This window comes from Rhodanobacter ginsenosidimutans (genome assembly GCF_042655685.1).
Classification (GTDB): domain Bacteria; phylum Pseudomonadota; class Gammaproteobacteria; order Xanthomonadales; family Rhodanobacteraceae; genus Rhodanobacter; species Rhodanobacter ginsenosidimutans.
Genome location: NZ_JBHSMM010000002.1, coordinates 225,310 through 239,653, shown reverse-complemented (window position 1 = coordinate 239,653; position 14,344 = coordinate 225,310). Strand labels below are relative to the sequence as shown.

Sequence of the window (14,344 nt, the reverse complement as noted above, 5' to 3'; positions counted from 1 at the left end):
CTGCACGGGAGCAAGACATGCCATCCACCGGTTTCGCGCATTGGCTGATCGTTCTGGTCGAGACCTTTGCCGCACTGTTCCTGTTGCTGCTGGCGTTGTTCGTGGTGGTGCTGCTGGTGACCTGGTTGGTGGATCGCAACCAGACCGGCAATGCGGTGCTGCGCAATTTCCCGGTGATCGGCCACTTCCGTTACTGGTTCCTGCACCTGGGCGAGTTCTTTCGCCAATACCTTTATTCCAGCGACCGCGAGGAGATGCCGTTCAACCGCGCGCAACGCACCTGGGTGTACCGCGCGGCCAAGAACGTGGACAACACCGGCGCGTTCGGCTCCAGCCGCGACTTGCGCGGCGAAGGCGTACCGTTTTTCGTCAACGCGCCGTTCCCGAATCTGGGCGAGGACCACGTCGAACCGGTGCCGGTCACCATCGGCCCGTATGCGCGCCAGCCCTACAGCCACGCGGCCTTCTTCAACATCTCGGCGATGAGCTTCGGCGCGCTGTCCGCGCCGGCCGTGCGCGCGCTGTCACGCGGCGCGGCCAAGGCGGGCATCTGGATGGATACGGGCGAGGGCGGGCTGGCGCCGTACCACCTGGAAGGTGGCTGCGACATCATCTTCGAGATCGGTACCGCCAAGTACGGTGTGCGCACGCCCGAGGGCAAGCTGGACGACGACAAGCTGCTGGCGGTCTGCGCCCATGAACAGGTGAAGATGGTCAGCATCAAGCTGGGGCAGGGCGCGAAGCCGGGCATGGGCGGCCTGTTGCCGGGGGCGAAGGTCACCGCCGAGATCGCGGCCATCCGCGGCATTCCGATGGGCGAGGATTCGCAAAGCCCGAACCGTCATCTGGATATCGGCAACGTGCATGAGCTGCTCGATGCGATCGTCCATATCCGCGAACTCACCGGTAAGCCAGTGGGCTTCAAGGCCGTGTTGGGTGGCGCCGACTGGATCGGCGAGATGTGCGACGAAATCGCCCGCCGCGGTATCCGCAGCGCGCCGGACTTCATCATCGTCGACGGCTCCGAAGGCGGTACCGGCGCGGCACCGCAGACGCTGATGGAAGGCGTGGGGTTGCCGTTGCACGAGGCACTGCCGGCGTTGCTGGACATGCTGATCGTCAAAGGGCTGCGCCAGCGCATCAAGGTGGTCTGCTCGGGCAAATGCGTCACCGCTTACGACGTGGCGTGGGCGCTGTCGGTAGGTGCGGATTTCGTCAATTCCGCCCGCGGCTTCATGCTGGCGCTGGGCTGCATCCAGTCGCTGCAGTGCAACCGCAATACCTGCCCCACGGGCATCACCACGCAAAACCCGAAGCTGCAGCGCGGCCTGGTGGTGGCGGACAAGAGCGAGCGCGTCTTCCACTACGCCCGCAACGTGATGCACGAAGTGGGCATCATCGCGCACAGCTGCGGCGTGGCCGAACCGCGCCAGCTCAACCGCGGCCATTGCCGCGTGGTGGGTGACGACGGCTTGTCGATCCCGCTGGAAAAGCTGTTCCCGTATCCGAAGGCAAACGAAACCGCCGTGTAGGAGCGCACCGAAGTGCGCGACGCTTTTCGTGGGATTCGGGATTCGCTAAAGCAAGAGCTCGCGTACTTCGGTGCGTTCCTACGGCAGTGTCGACCAGCCATCGGCGTGGCGCACCTGCAGCGGACGGAAGCGGCGCTTGTAGTCCATCTTCGGATGACCTTCGATCCAGAAGCCCAGGTACAGCCAGGGCACGGCGCGACGCCGGGCCAGTTCCACCTGCTGCAGGATGGCGAAGGTGCCCAGGCTGCGCGCCTGCTCGGCTGGGTCGAAGAACGTGTAGACCGCAGACAGTCCGCCCAAGCACACGTCGGTGACGGCCACGCCCAGCAGGCGCGGGCCGAGGCGCAGCTCCAGGAACAGGGTGGGGCTCCACGGTGCGGTCAGGAAGCGGCTGAAATCGGTGGGGTCGGCATCGTCCATGCCGCCATCGGGGTGACGGCTTTTCAGGTAGGTTGCGTACAGCGCGTGGCGCTCGTCGGTGTAGCCGGCCATCGCCTCGATCACGGTGAGGTCGGCATTACGCTTCAGGCAACGCCGCTGCGAGCGGTCCGGGCGGAAGTTTTCCGCATCGACGCGACACGGCGTGCAGGCGTTGCATTGCGGGCAGTGGGGAAAATACAGATGCCCGCCGGCGCGGCGAAAACCGCGTTCCAGTGCCGGGCCGTACAAGGCATCGAGCTGCGGCGCGGCCGGGTCGATCACCAGGTTCTGCGCGCTGCGCTCCGCGAAATACCCGCAGGGGTGCGGCAGGGTCTGGAACAGGCGGACTTGTTCGGAGCGCATCGGCTGATTCTATGCCTCTCTCCGCGCGGCATGTGCAGGAGCAGCCGCGACAAGCCAAAAGCATCGCGGCTGAAGCCGCTCCCGCACAAGAGGCGGAACTCAGATCACGTGCATGTAGCGCAGCATTACCATCGCGAACGCCGCCAGCAGCACGGCCAGTGCGATCCGGCGCGCCCGCGCCACGGCGTTCTTGCGCTTCGTGGTGGGCGAGGGGTTGCGTGCCTGGGCCAGCTCCTCGCCGTGGCGGATCACCGGCTCGATGCCCAGGTCGCGCAGCAGCACGCGGGCGCGGGTGTAGTCGTCGGCGCGGGTAACCCACACTTGCGGCCAGCGGTCACGGTCGTCGAACTGCTGCGAATAGCTGAAGCGATCGTAGCTGGGCCGGTTGTACCTGGAGCGGTTGGTAACCGAGCTTTCGATGTCGTTCTCGGCCAGCAAGGCGACCACGCGATCGATGTTTTCGGCACGGGGAGAGGTATAGATCAGGCGCATCCGGGCAGTCTAGCAGGCCGCTGAAAACAACCCGCGCGACAACATGCCGGGGGCGTTTACTCCGCCCGGAGCCGGATCAGGCCTTCCTGCGCGGTCGACGCCACCAGGGTGCCATCGCGGCTGAAGATCTGCCCGCGCGCCAGCCCGCGCCCGCCCTGGGCGGTGGGGCTGTCGAACGAGTAGAGCAGCCATTCGTCGACGCGGAACGGGCGATGGAACCACAGCGCATGGTCGAGGCTGGCCATCTGCACGTTGTGGGTGAGGTAGGAAATGCCGTGCGGCAGCGTGGCGGTGCCGATCAGATGGAAATCCGAGGCGTACGCCAGCAGCGCACGATGCAGGATGGCCGCGTCGTCGATCGGCGAGGTGAGCTTGAACCAGATGTGCTGGATCGGCGGCCGCTTGGCCGGGTGGCGCTCGTCGCGCGGCCACACCTGGCGAAACTCGAACGGGCCATCGATGCCCAGCCAGCGCTGCAGCTTTACCGGCAGGCGTTCCAGCTCATCGGGCGGCAGCGGATGCAGCGGCTCCACGTCCTCGGGCGCGGGCACTTCGGGCATCGTGGTTTGGTGCTCCACGCCGCGTTCGGGCAACTGGAACGAGATCGACCCGTTCAGGATCGGCTGGCCGTGCTGGATCGCGACCACCCGCCGCGACGAGAACGTGCCGCCGTCGCGGGTGCGCTCCACGTTGTAGACGATGGGCGCCTCGATGTCGCCGGCGCGCAGGAAATACGCATGCAGCGAGTGCGCCTCGCGCGCCACGTCCACCGTCTGCTGCGCCGCCGCCAGCGCCTGGCCCAGCACCTGCCCGCCGAAAACGAAGCGGGTGCCGATGTCGCGACTCTGGCCGCGGAACAGGTTGTCCTCCAACCGCTCCAGTTGCAGCAATTCAACCAGTTCGGTGACGTGGTTCGGGGCCATCGGGGGAGACCTGTTGCGCGGCGAAACCGCCGATTATACGGAAAGGGGTTTCGGCGGCGGCGCGGAGAGGCCTGGGACGGCGGATCAACCGTGCCACCGCTCCAGCGCGCCATCCCGCAGCACCACGTCCCACGGGAACATCGGCCCCGGATCGAGCTTGCGGTGGATTTCCAGCGCGGGATCGTCGGTCGCGGGCATCATCGCCGTATCCAGATCCTCGTGGCCGGCGATCCGCTTGATGTTGGGGAACGCCGCACGCAACTGCGCCAGCAGTGCGCGCAAGGCGTCGAGCTGAACGGTGGGGTAGGGCTCGGTCATGGCCTGCCGCCGCGAATCCCACCAGTCGGGATAGCGCCCCCGGTTGACCAGCTCGATGCCGATCGAATGCTCGTTGTGGCCGCGCACATGGTGGGCCACGCGATCACCCGGCACATAGCGGTAGATCGCGCCGTCGCGGTCGATGTAGTAATGGCCGCTGTTGCCCGTGCCGCTGGCGTGCAGCACGCGCTCGCCGTACTCGCGGGCCATCGCAAGGTCGGGCAGTTCGGTGCAGTGGATCACCACCAGATCGATCGCGTCGGCGGCCCGCGCGGGCAGCAGGTCGATGTAAGGCAGCGGCTGCTCGTGGATACTCAGGTTCATGGCGGCAGTTTCGCATGCGGTCGGCCGCAAACGCCGCCTGTTACCATGCGCGCCTTGCATTCCGCGTTTCAGGAGCCCGCCATGCGCGGCCACGTCATACTTTCGCATGGTTCCGATTCCAGCCCGGATGCCACCAAGGTCAGCGCGCTTGCCGCGCTGGCCGAATCGTTGGGCTGGCATACCCAGCGACCCGATTACGGCGCCGATGACGCGCACGGCCACGCCGGTTCGGTCGCACCACGCATCTCCCGTCTGCGGGCGGCGATCGAGGCATTGGACGCGCCCCCCGTATTGGTCGGTTCCAGCATGGGCGCGTTCGCTTCCGCGCTGGTATCGCTGGCGGTGCCGGTGGCCGGTTTGTTGCTGCTGGCCACGCCGCCGGCGATCCCCGGTTACGCGCACGCGCTGGATATGCGCCGCGACGTGCCCACGATGCTGATTCATGGCTGGCGCGATGAAGTCTGCCCCGCAGGCGATGTGCAGGCGTTTGCCGCCACCAGCCGGCTGCCGTTGCTGATGCTGGACGACGACCACCGCCTGGGCGCCAGCATGCCGGCCATCGCGGCGCAATTCCGCCTGTTGCTCGACACCGTGGCGGCCACCGCATGAGCGCTTATTTCGCTACCTGCCCCAAGGGGCTGGAATACCTGCTGCGCGATGAGCTGATCGCGCTGGGCGCCAGCGACGTGCGCGAGACGCTGGCCGGTTCGCATTTTTCCGGCACGCTGGAAACCGCCTACCGTGCGTGCCTGTGGTCGCGCCTGGCCAGCCGCATCCTGCTGCCGCTGGCCGAGTTCGATGCGGCCGACGAGGATGCGCTTTATCGCGGTGCGCAGCAGATCGACTGGAGCCAGCACCTGGCCGCGCACGGCACCTTCGCCGTGGATGCGGGTACCGCGCTGAGCAAGCTCACCCACAGCCAGTTCGTGGGTTTGCGGGTGAAGGATGCGGTGGTCGACCAGTTCCGCCAGCGCGACGGCAACCGTCCCGGCATCGACACCGACGAGCCGGACATCCGCATCAACGTGCGGCTGCGCCGCGATCGCGCCACGTTGTCGCTGGATCTGGCCGGCTCGCCGCTGCATCGTCGCGGTTGGCGCGAACTGCAGGGCGAGGCGCCGCTGAAGGAAAACCTGGCCGCCGCGATGCTGTTGCGCGCGCGCTGGCCGGAAATCTATGCCGCCGGCGGCGCACTGCTCGACCCCATGTGCGGTTCGGGCACCTTGCTGATCGAAGGCGCCTTGATGGCGGCCGACGTGGCGCCTGGCCTGCGTCGCGAGTATTTCGGTTTCCTGGGCTGGCAACAACACGACATTGCGCTGTGGCGCGGCCTGCTGGACGAAGCGCGCCAGCGCGCTGAAACGGGCCTGCGCGCCTTGCGCAGCGAGTTCTTCGGCAGCGACGCCGACCCGCGCATGATCCAGACGGCCAAACGCAATGCGCAGGAAGCGGGCGTCGCCGGGTTCTTCACCCTGGACCGGCTTGACGTGACCCACGCCAGGCCGCCCGCGGGCCTCACGTCGGGCCTGGTGATCACCAACCCGCCGTATGGCGAACGGCTTGGCGATCGCATCGAGATGCCGAAGCTGTACCGCGCCCTGGGCGAAACGCTGCGTGCCCATTTCAACGGCTGGCGCGGCGCCGTGCTGGCCGGCGACGTGGAGCTTGGCCGGGCGATGCAGCTGCATGCAGACAAGCGCTATGTGCTTTACAACGGCGCGCTGGAAACGGTGTTGCTGACGTTCGACCTCAAGCCCCGTGATGCCGCGCCGCGCGATCCCAAGCCGTTGTCGGCCGGCGCGCAGATGCTGAAGAACCGGCTGGAGAAAAACGTCAAGCACCTGCGCAAGCGGCTGAATCGCGAAGGCATCCATTGCTGGCGCGCCTACGACCAGGACCTGCCCGAATACGCCGCCGCGATCGACGTCTACGGCGACACCAGCGGCGACGATCACCTGCACATCCAGGAGTACCGCGCGCCTGCCGACGTGCCGCCCGATGTGGCGCGCCTGCGTTTGCGCGAGATCGCCCGCGTGGCCGGCGAGGTGCTGGGCGTGCCGCGCGAACGCATCGCGATCAAGACCCGCGAGCGTGGCAAGGGCGGCTCCAAATACGGCCAGCTCGACCAGCGCAACGAGTTCATCGAGGTGAAGGAGGATGGGCTGAAGTTCCTGGTCAACCTTACCGATTACCTCGATACCGGCCTGTTCCTCGACCATCGACTGGTGCGGGCGAAGGTGCGCGAACTGGCCGACGGCAAGTGCTTCCTCAACCTGTTTGCCTATACCGCTACCGCCAGCGTGCACGCGGCGGCGGGCGGTGCGCTGGAAACCACCAGCGTGGACTTGTCGGCGACCTACCTGGAGTGGGCGTCGCGCAATCTGGCGCTGAACGGTTTCAGCGGTGCCAGCCACCGGCTGATGCAGTTCGACGCGCTGGATTTCCTGCAGCGCGACCGCGGCCATTACGGGCTGATCTTCGTTGACCCGCCCACCTTCTCCAACTCCAAGCGCGCCGAGGATTTCGACGTGCAGCGCGACCATGTGAAGCTGCTCGAAGCCTGCAACGAGCGGTTGACCCGCGACGGCCTGATCGTGTTCTCCAACAATTTCCGTCGCTTCAAGCTGGACCGGGAGGCGCTGGAGGCGCACTTCGAGATCGAGGACTGGACCGCTCCCAGCATCCCGTTCGACTTCGCCCGCCGGGCCGATATCCATGGTTGCTGGCTGCTGCGGCGGCGCAAGCCCGATCCCGGTATCAACCCCTGGGACACGGCGCGCATCAAAAAGTGAACCTTTCAGTCCATATTAAGCGTGCGCGGATGAGCATGGCGGCGTACTACGGAGAAAACCTCATGACCAAGCGTTTCGTTACAGGCAAATTCGCGGCCCTCAGCCTGGCAGTGATGGCTGCCGTGGCGATGCCGCTGGGTGCTTCGGCGCGCGGACATGGAGGTCACTACGGTGGCTACCATGGCTACCACGGCGGCCATTACAGCGGGCACTATTACCGTGGCGGACACGGCTACGGGCATGGCTACCACGGCGGTCATTGGAGCGGTGGTCGCTGGATTGCCGGTGCCATCGTCACCGGCGCGGTGGCTGGTCTGATCAGCGACGCCATGCGGCCGACGTATTACGGCCCGACCGTGGTGTACACACAGCCACGTACCGTGGTCTACGAAAGCGCGCCAGTGCTCACCCGTCGCGTGGTCGAGACCCGTACGGTCTACACCGATTCGACCAATACGCGCTACATCCGCGACGACGGCTACGACGGCGACTGAACCGCATCGTCGACTGAGCCTTGATCGCGAGGAACGAGCCCGGCCAGTCCGGGCTTTTTCTTTTTTCGGGTTTCTTCGTGCGCGCTGTGCCGCGACGGCGCAAGGGCGCCATGCGTAAAGCCGGAGCGCCGCTGGTGGTCCCATGTCACAAAAAGTGAACGCGTGGGACGGCATTCTTCACCGCATGGATCGACCACCCTTCTTTGCCGTGCCGTCAGGCTTTCGTCCTGCGGCAATGGCCATTTCCCAGGACGGACAGCGGTGACGGTGGCGGTATTGCCGGTTGAACCGGTCAGCATGGCCGCGCGCTTCAGCGGCGTGCGTCGGCGCACCCTCGATCTATGCGCCGGACTTTCCGCCGAAGACCTGCAGATACAGTCGATGCCCGATGCCAGTCCCGGCAAATGGCACCTGGCGCACACCAGCTGGTTCTTCGAGCAATTCGTGCTGGCCCGCGATCCGGCTTGGCGACCACGCGACGAAGCATGGCTCTATCTGTTCAACTCCTACTACCAATCGATTGGCCCCATGCACGCGCGGCCGCAGCGCGGGTTGTTGTCGCGCCCGTCGCTGGACGAGGTGCTCGCCTATCGGCGCTACGTCGACGATGCGGTGTGCCAACTGCTCGCAAACGAGCCGGATGCCGAGCTGACCACGCTGGTGGAGCTGGGCCTGCAGCACGAACAACAACACCAGGAGTTGCTGCTGACCGACATCAAGCACGCGTTCTGGTGCAATCCCCTGCGGCCCGCTTATCACGCCGTCCCCGCGACCGAGGCCCATGCCCCGGTGCCCCTGCGTTTCATCCCCGGTCGCGAGGGCATCGTCGAGATCGGCAACGACGGGAAAGGTTTCGCGTTCGACAACGAAACGCCGCGCCATCGCGAATTGTTGCACCCACACGCGCTGGCCAACCGGCTGGTAACCAATACCGAGTACCTGGCGTTCGTGCGCGAGGGCGGGTACCGCGAACCGGGGCTGTGGCTTTCCGACGGCTGGGCCACCGTGCAGCGCGAGGGCTGGGGCCACCCGCTGTATTGGGATGACGATCTGGCGAACGAGTTCACCCTGGCCGGCATGCAGGCGCTGGTGCCGCACGCGCCGGTGTGTCACTTGAGCTATTACGAAGCGGACGCGTTCGCGCGCTGGGCCGGCGCCCGCTTGCCGACCGAGGCCGAGTGGGAATCGGCCGCCGCGCAGGTTGCCGTTGCCGGCAACCTGCAGGACACCGGGCGTCTGCAGCCGGCGTCGGCGGCGGGCGGCGACGACATGCTTCAGCTGTATGGCGACGTGTGGGAATGGACCGCGTCGCCGTACATCAGCTATCCGGGCTTTCGCCCCTTGCCCGGTTCGCTGGGCGAGTACAACGGCAAATTCATGTGCGGTCAGTGGGTGTTGCGCGGCGGGTCCTGCGCGACCCCGCGCGATCACCTGCGCGCCAGCTACCGCAACTTTTTTCCGCCTCATGCCCGCTGGCAGTTTTCCGGGCTACGACTGGGACAGGATCGATGAACACCATGCAACCTTGCGGCATCGAGGACGACGATCGCCAGCCACCGATGAATGGTCTGCTGGAGATTGCACAACGTGGCCTGGGCCTGAAACCCAAGCGCCTTCCGTCGTGGCTGTTTTACGACGAGCGTGGCTCCGCCTTGTTCGAACAGATTTGCGAGCAGCCCGAGTATTACCTCACCCGGCGCGAGATCGCGCTGATGGACGAGCACGCGGCCAGTATCGCCGACTGCCTCGGCAGCGACGTGCGACTGGTGGAATACGGCAGCGGCAACGCACGCAAGACCAGCCAGCTGCTGCGCCACATGCATGACCCGGTGGCTTACGTGCCGGTGGAGATTTCGCCGGAGCCGCTGCGCCAGAGCGTGGAGCGTATGGCCGGGGAGTTTCCGTCGTTGCCGGTGCAGCCGTTGTGTGCGGATTTCAGCAAGGCGCTGCGCCTGCCGATTCCGCCGCGGGCACCGCGCCGCACGGTGGTCTATTTCCCCGGCTCCACCATCGGCAATTTCGAGAACCGCGACGCGGTGGCGTTGCTGCGCAAGATCCGCAACGAGATGGGTGACGCCGGCGGCATCTTGATCGGCGTGGATCTGAAAAAGGACCCGGCGGTGATCGAGGCGGCCTACAACGACCGCGCCGGGGTCACTGCCGCTTTCACCCTGAACATGCTGGCGCGGCTCAACCGCGAGATCGGCAGTGATTTCGTGCTTTCGCAGTTTGCCCATCGCGCGCACTACAACCCGATGGCCGGGCGCATCGAGACGCATATCGTGAGCCGCTGCGCGCAGCAGGTGAAGGTGGGGCGGGCCAACGTGGCGTTTCGCGAGGACGAGGCGATCCAGGTCGAATACAGCTGCAAGTATTCGGTCGAGGATTTCGCGGCCATGGCTGCTCGCGCCGGGCTGGCCGTCGAACAGGTGTGGATGGACGCGAGGAAGATGTTCAGCGTGCAGTATCTGGTGCGCGCCAGCACGGTCGCGCGCTGACACCGGATCGTCGATTTCGCGATGGGCGCCCGCGCTAACTCAGCACGACCGGTGTGGGCAGCGCGTTTCCATACCACTTGCGCCTTTCCTCGCGGCAGCTGGGACTGCCCATGGCGTATTTGCGGCAGATCCCGGGACGATCGGCATAGATGGTGCAGCGCATGGTCAGCGGATCGAGGGCGGCACACCAGCCCTCCTCGCCCTTGGCAAGTATCTCCATGCCGTGGTCGTCGTGCTCGATCAGCCAGTCGGGGACATGGTCGTCGGGCATCAGCACGACGGTCAGCCGGCAACACACGGCTTCGCACGACGTGCAATGCACGGTGGGATCCACACTTTCTGCGTAGCTGTCGGGGGATTTGCTCACGCCACAGTATGACCGGGTCACGCGGCTTGAACGTGAACCGGACGTCTGCGCGCGCCGTCCCGGCTGCCGCATGCGTGGCCGGTCATCGCCTCAGTCGCGATTGCGACGTTCCCGCTTGCCATGCGCCGACGACGTGTCGCCACGGGTGTGGCCGGTGTGGGTGGACGGGATGCGGCGTGGCTGGCGGTCAGCCCGTACCGGCGTGGACGCGCGATTGATGTTCTGCGCTGGACGTACCGTCGTGGACAGTCGGAAGCTCGACGAGCGTTGCGGCGGCGTCGATGTGAAGGAGTGGCCACGGTCATGGCGCTCACGATGTTGCCTGGGCCCGTCCGATCGCCGCGGTGGCGAGTGGCGATGCGCCGGCGGCGACTGCCAGTGTCGCGGCCGGTTGTAGTGCGGCGGACGCGGCCTGGCCGGTAGGTGGTGGATGCGACGCGGCGGCGGCCGGTGCCGGATTGGCCGTTGGTACCAGTAGCTGCGATGCCGGTAGAACGGCCGCTCGCGGTAGTAATTGCCCCAATAATTGCCGATCACGAACGTGACGATGGGAATGCCGACGCGGGCGCCGTACTCGGGCAGCAGCACGCGTCGGTTGCCGTAGTCGTAGCGCAGGTAATCGCCGAGCATCCAGCCGCGATTGCCGAACGCAATGACGTCGCACCAGCCCCAGCCCGCCGTGCATCCCTGGATGGTTACGCGGCTACCCGCGGGGATCGTGGCGATCCACGGGTAGTCGACATCCGGCCCCGCACGCAGGTTGACGTTGGCGGTGACAAACCCGTCCGACGCCTGCGCCCATAACGGTGCAACCAGCAGCAGGGCGAGGCCGATCCAGCGCAGACGTTTCATGAGCGGTCTCCGTGTTGTACGCGGCGCCGGACAACTGCCGGCATCCCGTGGTGAGCAACGCAAAACTCCGGTGTGCCACATCGTGCCGACTCTCGTCCAAATCGCGCGCAGCGCGCGTTGATGGCGGGTTATTTCATGACGTGAGTGGTGTCATGTTGCCATCAACGCGCTGATGCCCGGTACACAGATGGTTGAACGTGCCAGCGGACGTGCGGTGTACCGCGTGTCGACCCGTCGGGAAGGGAATCAGTCAGGTTGCGGGCGGCCGGGCAGTATGTGCACAAGCCGGTCGCTCACGGCATTGCCCCGGCAGATTGTGCCTCGCTGGCGGACGGGACCACACGGAGCAGCCAGTGTTCGAATGCCAGCAGGAATCGTTGCAGCGACTGGGCGGTGGTCGGGTCAGTCAGGATGCCCCTGTCGTCGAAACGGGTGGTGGCGTTCGCCACGAATACCGTGGGTGTGGGCATCACCAGGGCGCCGCAGGCGTGCAGTACCTGTCGCAACGAGGCCTGGGCCAGGCGTGTGCCCCACGGGCCGCCGCTGGCGCCCAATATGCCGACGGGTTTTTCCAGCAGCACGTCGCCCTCCGGGCCTTCGCGGGAGAGCCAATCCAGCGCGTTCTTCAGCACGCCAGGCATGGCATGGTTGTATTCGGGCGTGGCGATGATCAGGCCGTCCGCAGCGGCCATGGCCGCGCGCAAGGCCCGTACGCCGGCGGGGCCACCCGGCTCACGCTGTTCCACATCCTCATCGAACAGCGGCACCGACGACAGCGCGTCGAACACGTCCAATCGCAATGTCGGTGGCGCCATGAAGGTGGCGGCGTGCAGCAGGCGGCGGTTCCACGAGGCACGGCGCAAACTGCCGGCCAGGCACAGTACCGATCGGGGTTGGCTGAGCGTGGGCATGGGTGTCTCCTTGCAAGTCAGTTCAGGGGAATCAGGAAAACCGCGCATGCCACCAGCAAGGCGCCCATGACGGCATCGACGCTGCGACGAACGACCGGCCGAGCCAGCCAGCGCGCCAGCCATGCGCCGAATACGGCCCACAGCAACAGGCAAAGGGTTGGAATCAGCACGAACAAACCGGCCAGTGGCAGGTGTCCCCGCAAGCCGGTGGCAGGCCACGTCGCCAGCGCCGTCAGCACCATCACCCAGCTTTTCGGGTTGAGAAACTGGAAACCGATCAGCCCGAATGTGCTGATGGGAAGACCGTGTCCGAAGGCGGAACCCTCGCTGCCCGTCGCGACCGCGCGGACGAACAGCGCGGCACCGAGCCAGCTCAGATACAGCGCACCTGCCATCCCGGTCCAGCGCTGAAACGACGGATATGCCGTAAACAAGCCGCCAGCACCGAACGCGATCACGGCGAGCAACAACAGCCCTCCGAGCACGACACCGGCAATGGCCGGCAACGTACCGCGCAGGCCGGCCTGCATGGCAGCGCGCAGCACAACGAGATTGTTGGGACCTGGCGTGATCGCGGCGATGCCGAGCAGGCCGGCCAGGGCGAACAGGTGATTCATGTGCGTCAACACCTGGAGCAATGGTCGAAGATGTGAATGGTCAAGCCCTGCCATGGAGCGTGCTGCGATCCTTATGGTCTAGAATTTCGACCATGAAAGACCTTCCCCTGAATGCCTTGCGTGCTTTCGCCTTGGTCTATGCGCACGGCGGCGTGCGTGCTGCGGCGCGCGAGTTGGGTATCGCCCATTCCTCGGTGAGCCGCCATCTGGGCGAACTCGATCGTTGGCTGGGTGTGCCGTTGCTGCGCGCCGAGGCAGGACGCGGCGCCCCGGCTTTCACACCGCAGGGCGAGGCGCTGGGTCGCGCCACGCTGGCGGGCCTGGGAGAGATTGCGCAGGCCGTGGCCGTGCTGCGGGAAAGCCGGCCGGCCCACGCGGTGACGCTGTCCACCTCGCCCTCGTTTGCGATCCGCTGGTTGCTTCCGCGGCTGCCTGCGCTGGAAAAATCGCACCCCAAACTGGAGTTGTCCGTGCAGGTGGAGCAGCGCCTGGACGCCATGGACGATGGCCGCGTCGACCTGGCCATACGCATGGGCCAGGGGCCATGGCCGGCCCTGCACGTGGAGCCATTGATGGACGATGCGCTCTACCCGGTCATCAGCCCGACGTTGTGGCAGGCATCCGGCCGCCCATCGAAACCTGCGCAGTTGGCCGGCCTGCGCCTGCTGCATGATCGCGACCCGCAAGCGGCCTGGGAATCCTGGCGACGAATCCATGGCCCGGCCCGGCTCGCCTTGCAGGGTGGTGCGCGCTACACCTCGTCCGATCTCGTCCTGCGCGCGGCGGCGCAGGGGCAGGGCGTGGCGCTGGCACGTCACCGGCTGGCCGCGGATGACGTGGCGGGTGGCAGCTTGTTGCGGCCATTCGGCGAACTCGAGGTGCCGTTGGGGCCGTCCTATTGGATCGTGCGGCCGCAGGCAAAGCCGCGTGCGGCGGTGGCCGCCGTGATCGACTGGCTGCATTGGCAGGCGGCGGGGTCGCGCCGGCCGGCGCGCTGATCAGCCGCGTGCCAGCGCCCCTTCGATGAACTGCTGCAACTGCGCGGCGCTCAGTGCGCCGGATTGCCGCGCGATCTCGCGGCCAAGTCGGAACACGATCAGGGTGGGAATGCTGCGGACATTGAAGCGTTGCGCCAGTTGCGGCTGCGCCTCGGTGTCCAGTTTGGCCAGGCGTGCGCGTGGCTCCCACTGGCTGGCAGCGTTGGCGAATACGGGCGCGAAGCCCAGGCAGGGGCCGCACCACGGCGCCCAGAAATCCACCACCACGGGCACGTCGCCGCGCGCCGCCAGCGCGTCGAAGTTGGCTGTGGTCAATTCAAGCGGATGGCCTGGGAACAACGCCTCCTTGCAGCGGCCGCAGCGCGGCGCCTCACCGATACGGGCGGCTGGCACGCGGTTGAGCGCGTGGCAATGTGGGCAGGGAAGATCGATCGTGCTCATGC

16 protein-coding genes are annotated in these 14,344 nt (G+C 66.5%); 7 read left to right on the top strand and 9 right to left on the bottom strand.

Annotated features, from left to right (window positions below; all coding sequences use genetic code 11):
* The first annotated feature begins 17 nt into the window (after positions 1-17).
* Positions 18-1,532: an FMN-binding glutamate synthase family protein gene (locus ACFPK0_RS10850; protein WP_377340711.1), complete on the top strand. Its 1,515-nt coding sequence runs from the start codon at positions 18-20 to the stop codon at positions 1,530-1,532.
* 78 nt (positions 1,533-1,610) lie between these two features.
* Here the strand turns inward: ACFPK0_RS10850 and ACFPK0_RS10845 are convergent, their stop codons facing one another.
* The 4 genes from ACFPK0_RS10845 to ACFPK0_RS10830 form a co-directional block, all read right to left on the bottom strand.
* Entirely contained in the window at positions 1,611-2,315 is a 705-nt protein-coding gene (locus ACFPK0_RS10845; RefSeq protein ID WP_377340709.1) for an arginyltransferase, read from the bottom strand.
* Between the two features lie 99 nt (positions 2,316-2,414).
* The gene (locus ACFPK0_RS10840) at positions 2,415-2,807 is read right to left on the bottom strand and encodes a hypothetical protein (RefSeq protein ID WP_377340707.1); all 393 of its coding nucleotides are present in this window, start codon (positions 2,805-2,807) and stop codon (positions 2,415-2,417) included.
* Positions 2,808-2,863: 56 nt separating this feature from the next.
* Entirely contained in the window at positions 2,864-3,730 is an 867-nt protein-coding gene (locus ACFPK0_RS10835) for an acyl-CoA thioesterase (RefSeq protein WP_056077716.1), read from the bottom strand.
* A gap of 84 nt (positions 3,731-3,814) precedes the next feature.
* Positions 3,815-4,372, bottom strand: coding sequence for an N-acetylmuramoyl-L-alanine amidase (locus ACFPK0_RS10830; RefSeq protein WP_377340705.1), 558 nt, complete (start codon positions 4,370-4,372; stop codon positions 3,815-3,817).
* 81 nt (positions 4,373-4,453) lie between these two features.
* On the opposite strand from ACFPK0_RS10830, the gene ACFPK0_RS10825 reads away from it, so the two are divergent.
* From ACFPK0_RS10825 to egtD, 5 genes are all read left to right on the top strand, one after another.
* A complete protein-coding gene (locus ACFPK0_RS10825; protein ID WP_056080739.1) occupies positions 4,454-4,981 on the top strand; it encodes an alpha/beta hydrolase in 528 nt (175 codons plus the stop codon).
* Positions 4,978-7,164, top strand: a complete 2,187-nt coding sequence (gene rlmKL / locus ACFPK0_RS10820) for a bifunctional 23S rRNA (guanine(2069)-N(7))-methyltransferase RlmK/23S rRNA (guanine(2445)-N(2))-methyltransferase RlmL (protein ID WP_377340702.1) — start codon at positions 4,978-4,980, stop codon at positions 7,162-7,164. The genes ACFPK0_RS10825 and rlmKL overlap by 4 nt, the downstream gene beginning before the upstream one ends.
* A 62-nt stretch (positions 7,165-7,226) precedes the next feature.
* The gene (locus tag ACFPK0_RS10815) at positions 7,227-7,658 is read left to right on the top strand and encodes a hypothetical protein (protein ID WP_377340699.1); all 432 of its coding nucleotides are present in this window, start codon (positions 7,227-7,229) and stop codon (positions 7,656-7,658) included.
* Between the two features lie 297 nt (positions 7,659-7,955).
* Positions 7,956-9,170 (top strand): ergothioneine biosynthesis protein EgtB, encoded by a 1,215-nt coding sequence (gene egtB / locus ACFPK0_RS10810; protein WP_377341207.1) that lies wholly within the window; start codon positions 7,956-7,958, stop codon positions 9,168-9,170.
* On the top strand, positions 9,167-10,156 hold the full coding sequence (egtD, locus tag ACFPK0_RS10805; RefSeq protein ID WP_377340697.1) for an L-histidine N(alpha)-methyltransferase: 990 nt from the start codon (positions 9,167-9,169) through the stop codon (positions 10,154-10,156). The genes egtB and egtD overlap by 4 nt, the downstream gene beginning before the upstream one ends.
* A 34-nt stretch (positions 10,157-10,190) precedes the next feature.
* Here egtD and ACFPK0_RS10800 read toward each other — a convergent pair whose 3' ends face one another.
* From ACFPK0_RS10800 to ACFPK0_RS10785, 4 genes are all read right to left on the bottom strand, one after another.
* Positions 10,191-10,523 carry a YkgJ family cysteine cluster protein gene (locus ACFPK0_RS10800; protein ID WP_377340695.1) on the bottom strand — a complete coding sequence of 111 codons (333 nt, stop codon included), beginning with the start codon at positions 10,521-10,523 and terminating at the stop codon, positions 10,191-10,193.
* Between the two features lie 90 nt (positions 10,524-10,613).
* Positions 10,614-11,375 (bottom strand): SH3 domain-containing protein, encoded by a 762-nt coding sequence (locus ACFPK0_RS10795; protein ID WP_377340693.1) that lies wholly within the window; start codon positions 11,373-11,375, stop codon positions 10,614-10,616.
* 293 nt (positions 11,376-11,668) lie between these two features.
* Complete coding sequence (locus ACFPK0_RS10790) at positions 11,669-12,286, bottom strand: NADPH-dependent FMN reductase (RefSeq protein WP_377340690.1); 618 nt, start codon at positions 12,284-12,286, stop codon at positions 11,669-11,671.
* A gap of 17 nt (positions 12,287-12,303) precedes the next feature.
* Positions 12,304-12,903, bottom strand: a complete 600-nt coding sequence (locus ACFPK0_RS10785; protein WP_377340687.1) for a LysE family translocator — start codon at positions 12,901-12,903, stop codon at positions 12,304-12,306.
* 92 nt (positions 12,904-12,995) lie between these two features.
* On the opposite strand from ACFPK0_RS10785, the gene ACFPK0_RS10780 reads away from it, so the two are divergent.
* On the top strand, positions 12,996-13,901 hold the full coding sequence (locus tag ACFPK0_RS10780) for a LysR substrate-binding domain-containing protein (protein WP_056602597.1): 906 nt from the start codon (positions 12,996-12,998) through the stop codon (positions 13,899-13,901).
* Here ACFPK0_RS10780 and trxC read toward each other — a convergent pair whose 3' ends face one another.
* Positions 13,902-14,342, bottom strand: coding sequence for a thioredoxin TrxC (gene trxC / locus ACFPK0_RS10775; protein WP_377340685.1), 441 nt, complete (start codon positions 14,340-14,342; stop codon positions 13,902-13,904).
* Positions 14,343-14,344: the final 2 nt, after the last annotated feature.

Bases quoted from the DNA above. Each gene is read 5' to 3' on its own strand.
- ACFPK0_RS10830 (WP_377340705.1), bottom strand. From the start codon at position 4,372: ATGAACCTGAGTATCCACGAGCAGCCGCTGCCTTACATCGACCTGCTG.
- ACFPK0_RS10835 (WP_056077716.1), bottom strand. From the start codon at position 3,730: ATGGCCCCGAACCACGTCACCGAACTGGTTGAATTGCTGCAACTGGAG.
- ACFPK0_RS10795 (WP_377340693.1), bottom strand. From the start codon at position 11,375: ATGAAACGTCTGCGCTGGATCGGCCTCGCCCTGCTGCTGGTTGCACCG.
- ACFPK0_RS10850 (WP_377340711.1), top strand. From the start codon at position 18: ATGCCATCCACCGGTTTCGCGCATTGGCTGATCGTTCTGGTCGAGACC.
- trxC (WP_377340685.1), bottom strand. From the start codon at position 14,342: ATGAGCACGATCGATCTTCCCTGCCCACATTGCCACGCGCTCAACCGC.
- egtB (WP_377341207.1), top strand. From the start codon at position 7,956: ATGGCCGCGCGCTTCAGCGGCGTGCGTCGGCGCACCCTCGATCTATGC.
- ACFPK0_RS10780 (WP_056602597.1), top strand. From the start codon at position 12,996: ATGAAAGACCTTCCCCTGAATGCCTTGCGTGCTTTCGCCTTGGTCTAT.
- ACFPK0_RS10840 (WP_377340707.1), bottom strand. From the start codon at position 2,807: ATGCGCCTGATCTATACCTCTCCCCGTGCCGAAAACATCGATCGCGTG.
- egtD (WP_377340697.1), top strand. From the start codon at position 9,167: ATGAACACCATGCAACCTTGCGGCATCGAGGACGACGATCGCCAGCCA.
- ACFPK0_RS10845 (WP_377340709.1), bottom strand. From the start codon at position 2,315: ATGCGCTCCGAACAAGTCCGCCTGTTCCAGACCCTGCCGCACCCCTGC.
- ACFPK0_RS10815 (WP_377340699.1), top strand. From the start codon at position 7,227: ATGACCAAGCGTTTCGTTACAGGCAAATTCGCGGCCCTCAGCCTGGCA.
- rlmKL (WP_377340702.1), top strand. From the start codon at position 4,978: ATGAGCGCTTATTTCGCTACCTGCCCCAAGGGGCTGGAATACCTGCTG.
- ACFPK0_RS10785 (WP_377340687.1), bottom strand. From the start codon at position 12,903: ATGAATCACCTGTTCGCCCTGGCCGGCCTGCTCGGCATCGCCGCGATC.
- ACFPK0_RS10825 (WP_056080739.1), top strand. From the start codon at position 4,454: ATGCGCGGCCACGTCATACTTTCGCATGGTTCCGATTCCAGCCCGGAT.
- ACFPK0_RS10790 (WP_377340690.1), bottom strand. From the start codon at position 12,286: ATGCCCACGCTCAGCCAACCCCGATCGGTACTGTGCCTGGCCGGCAGT.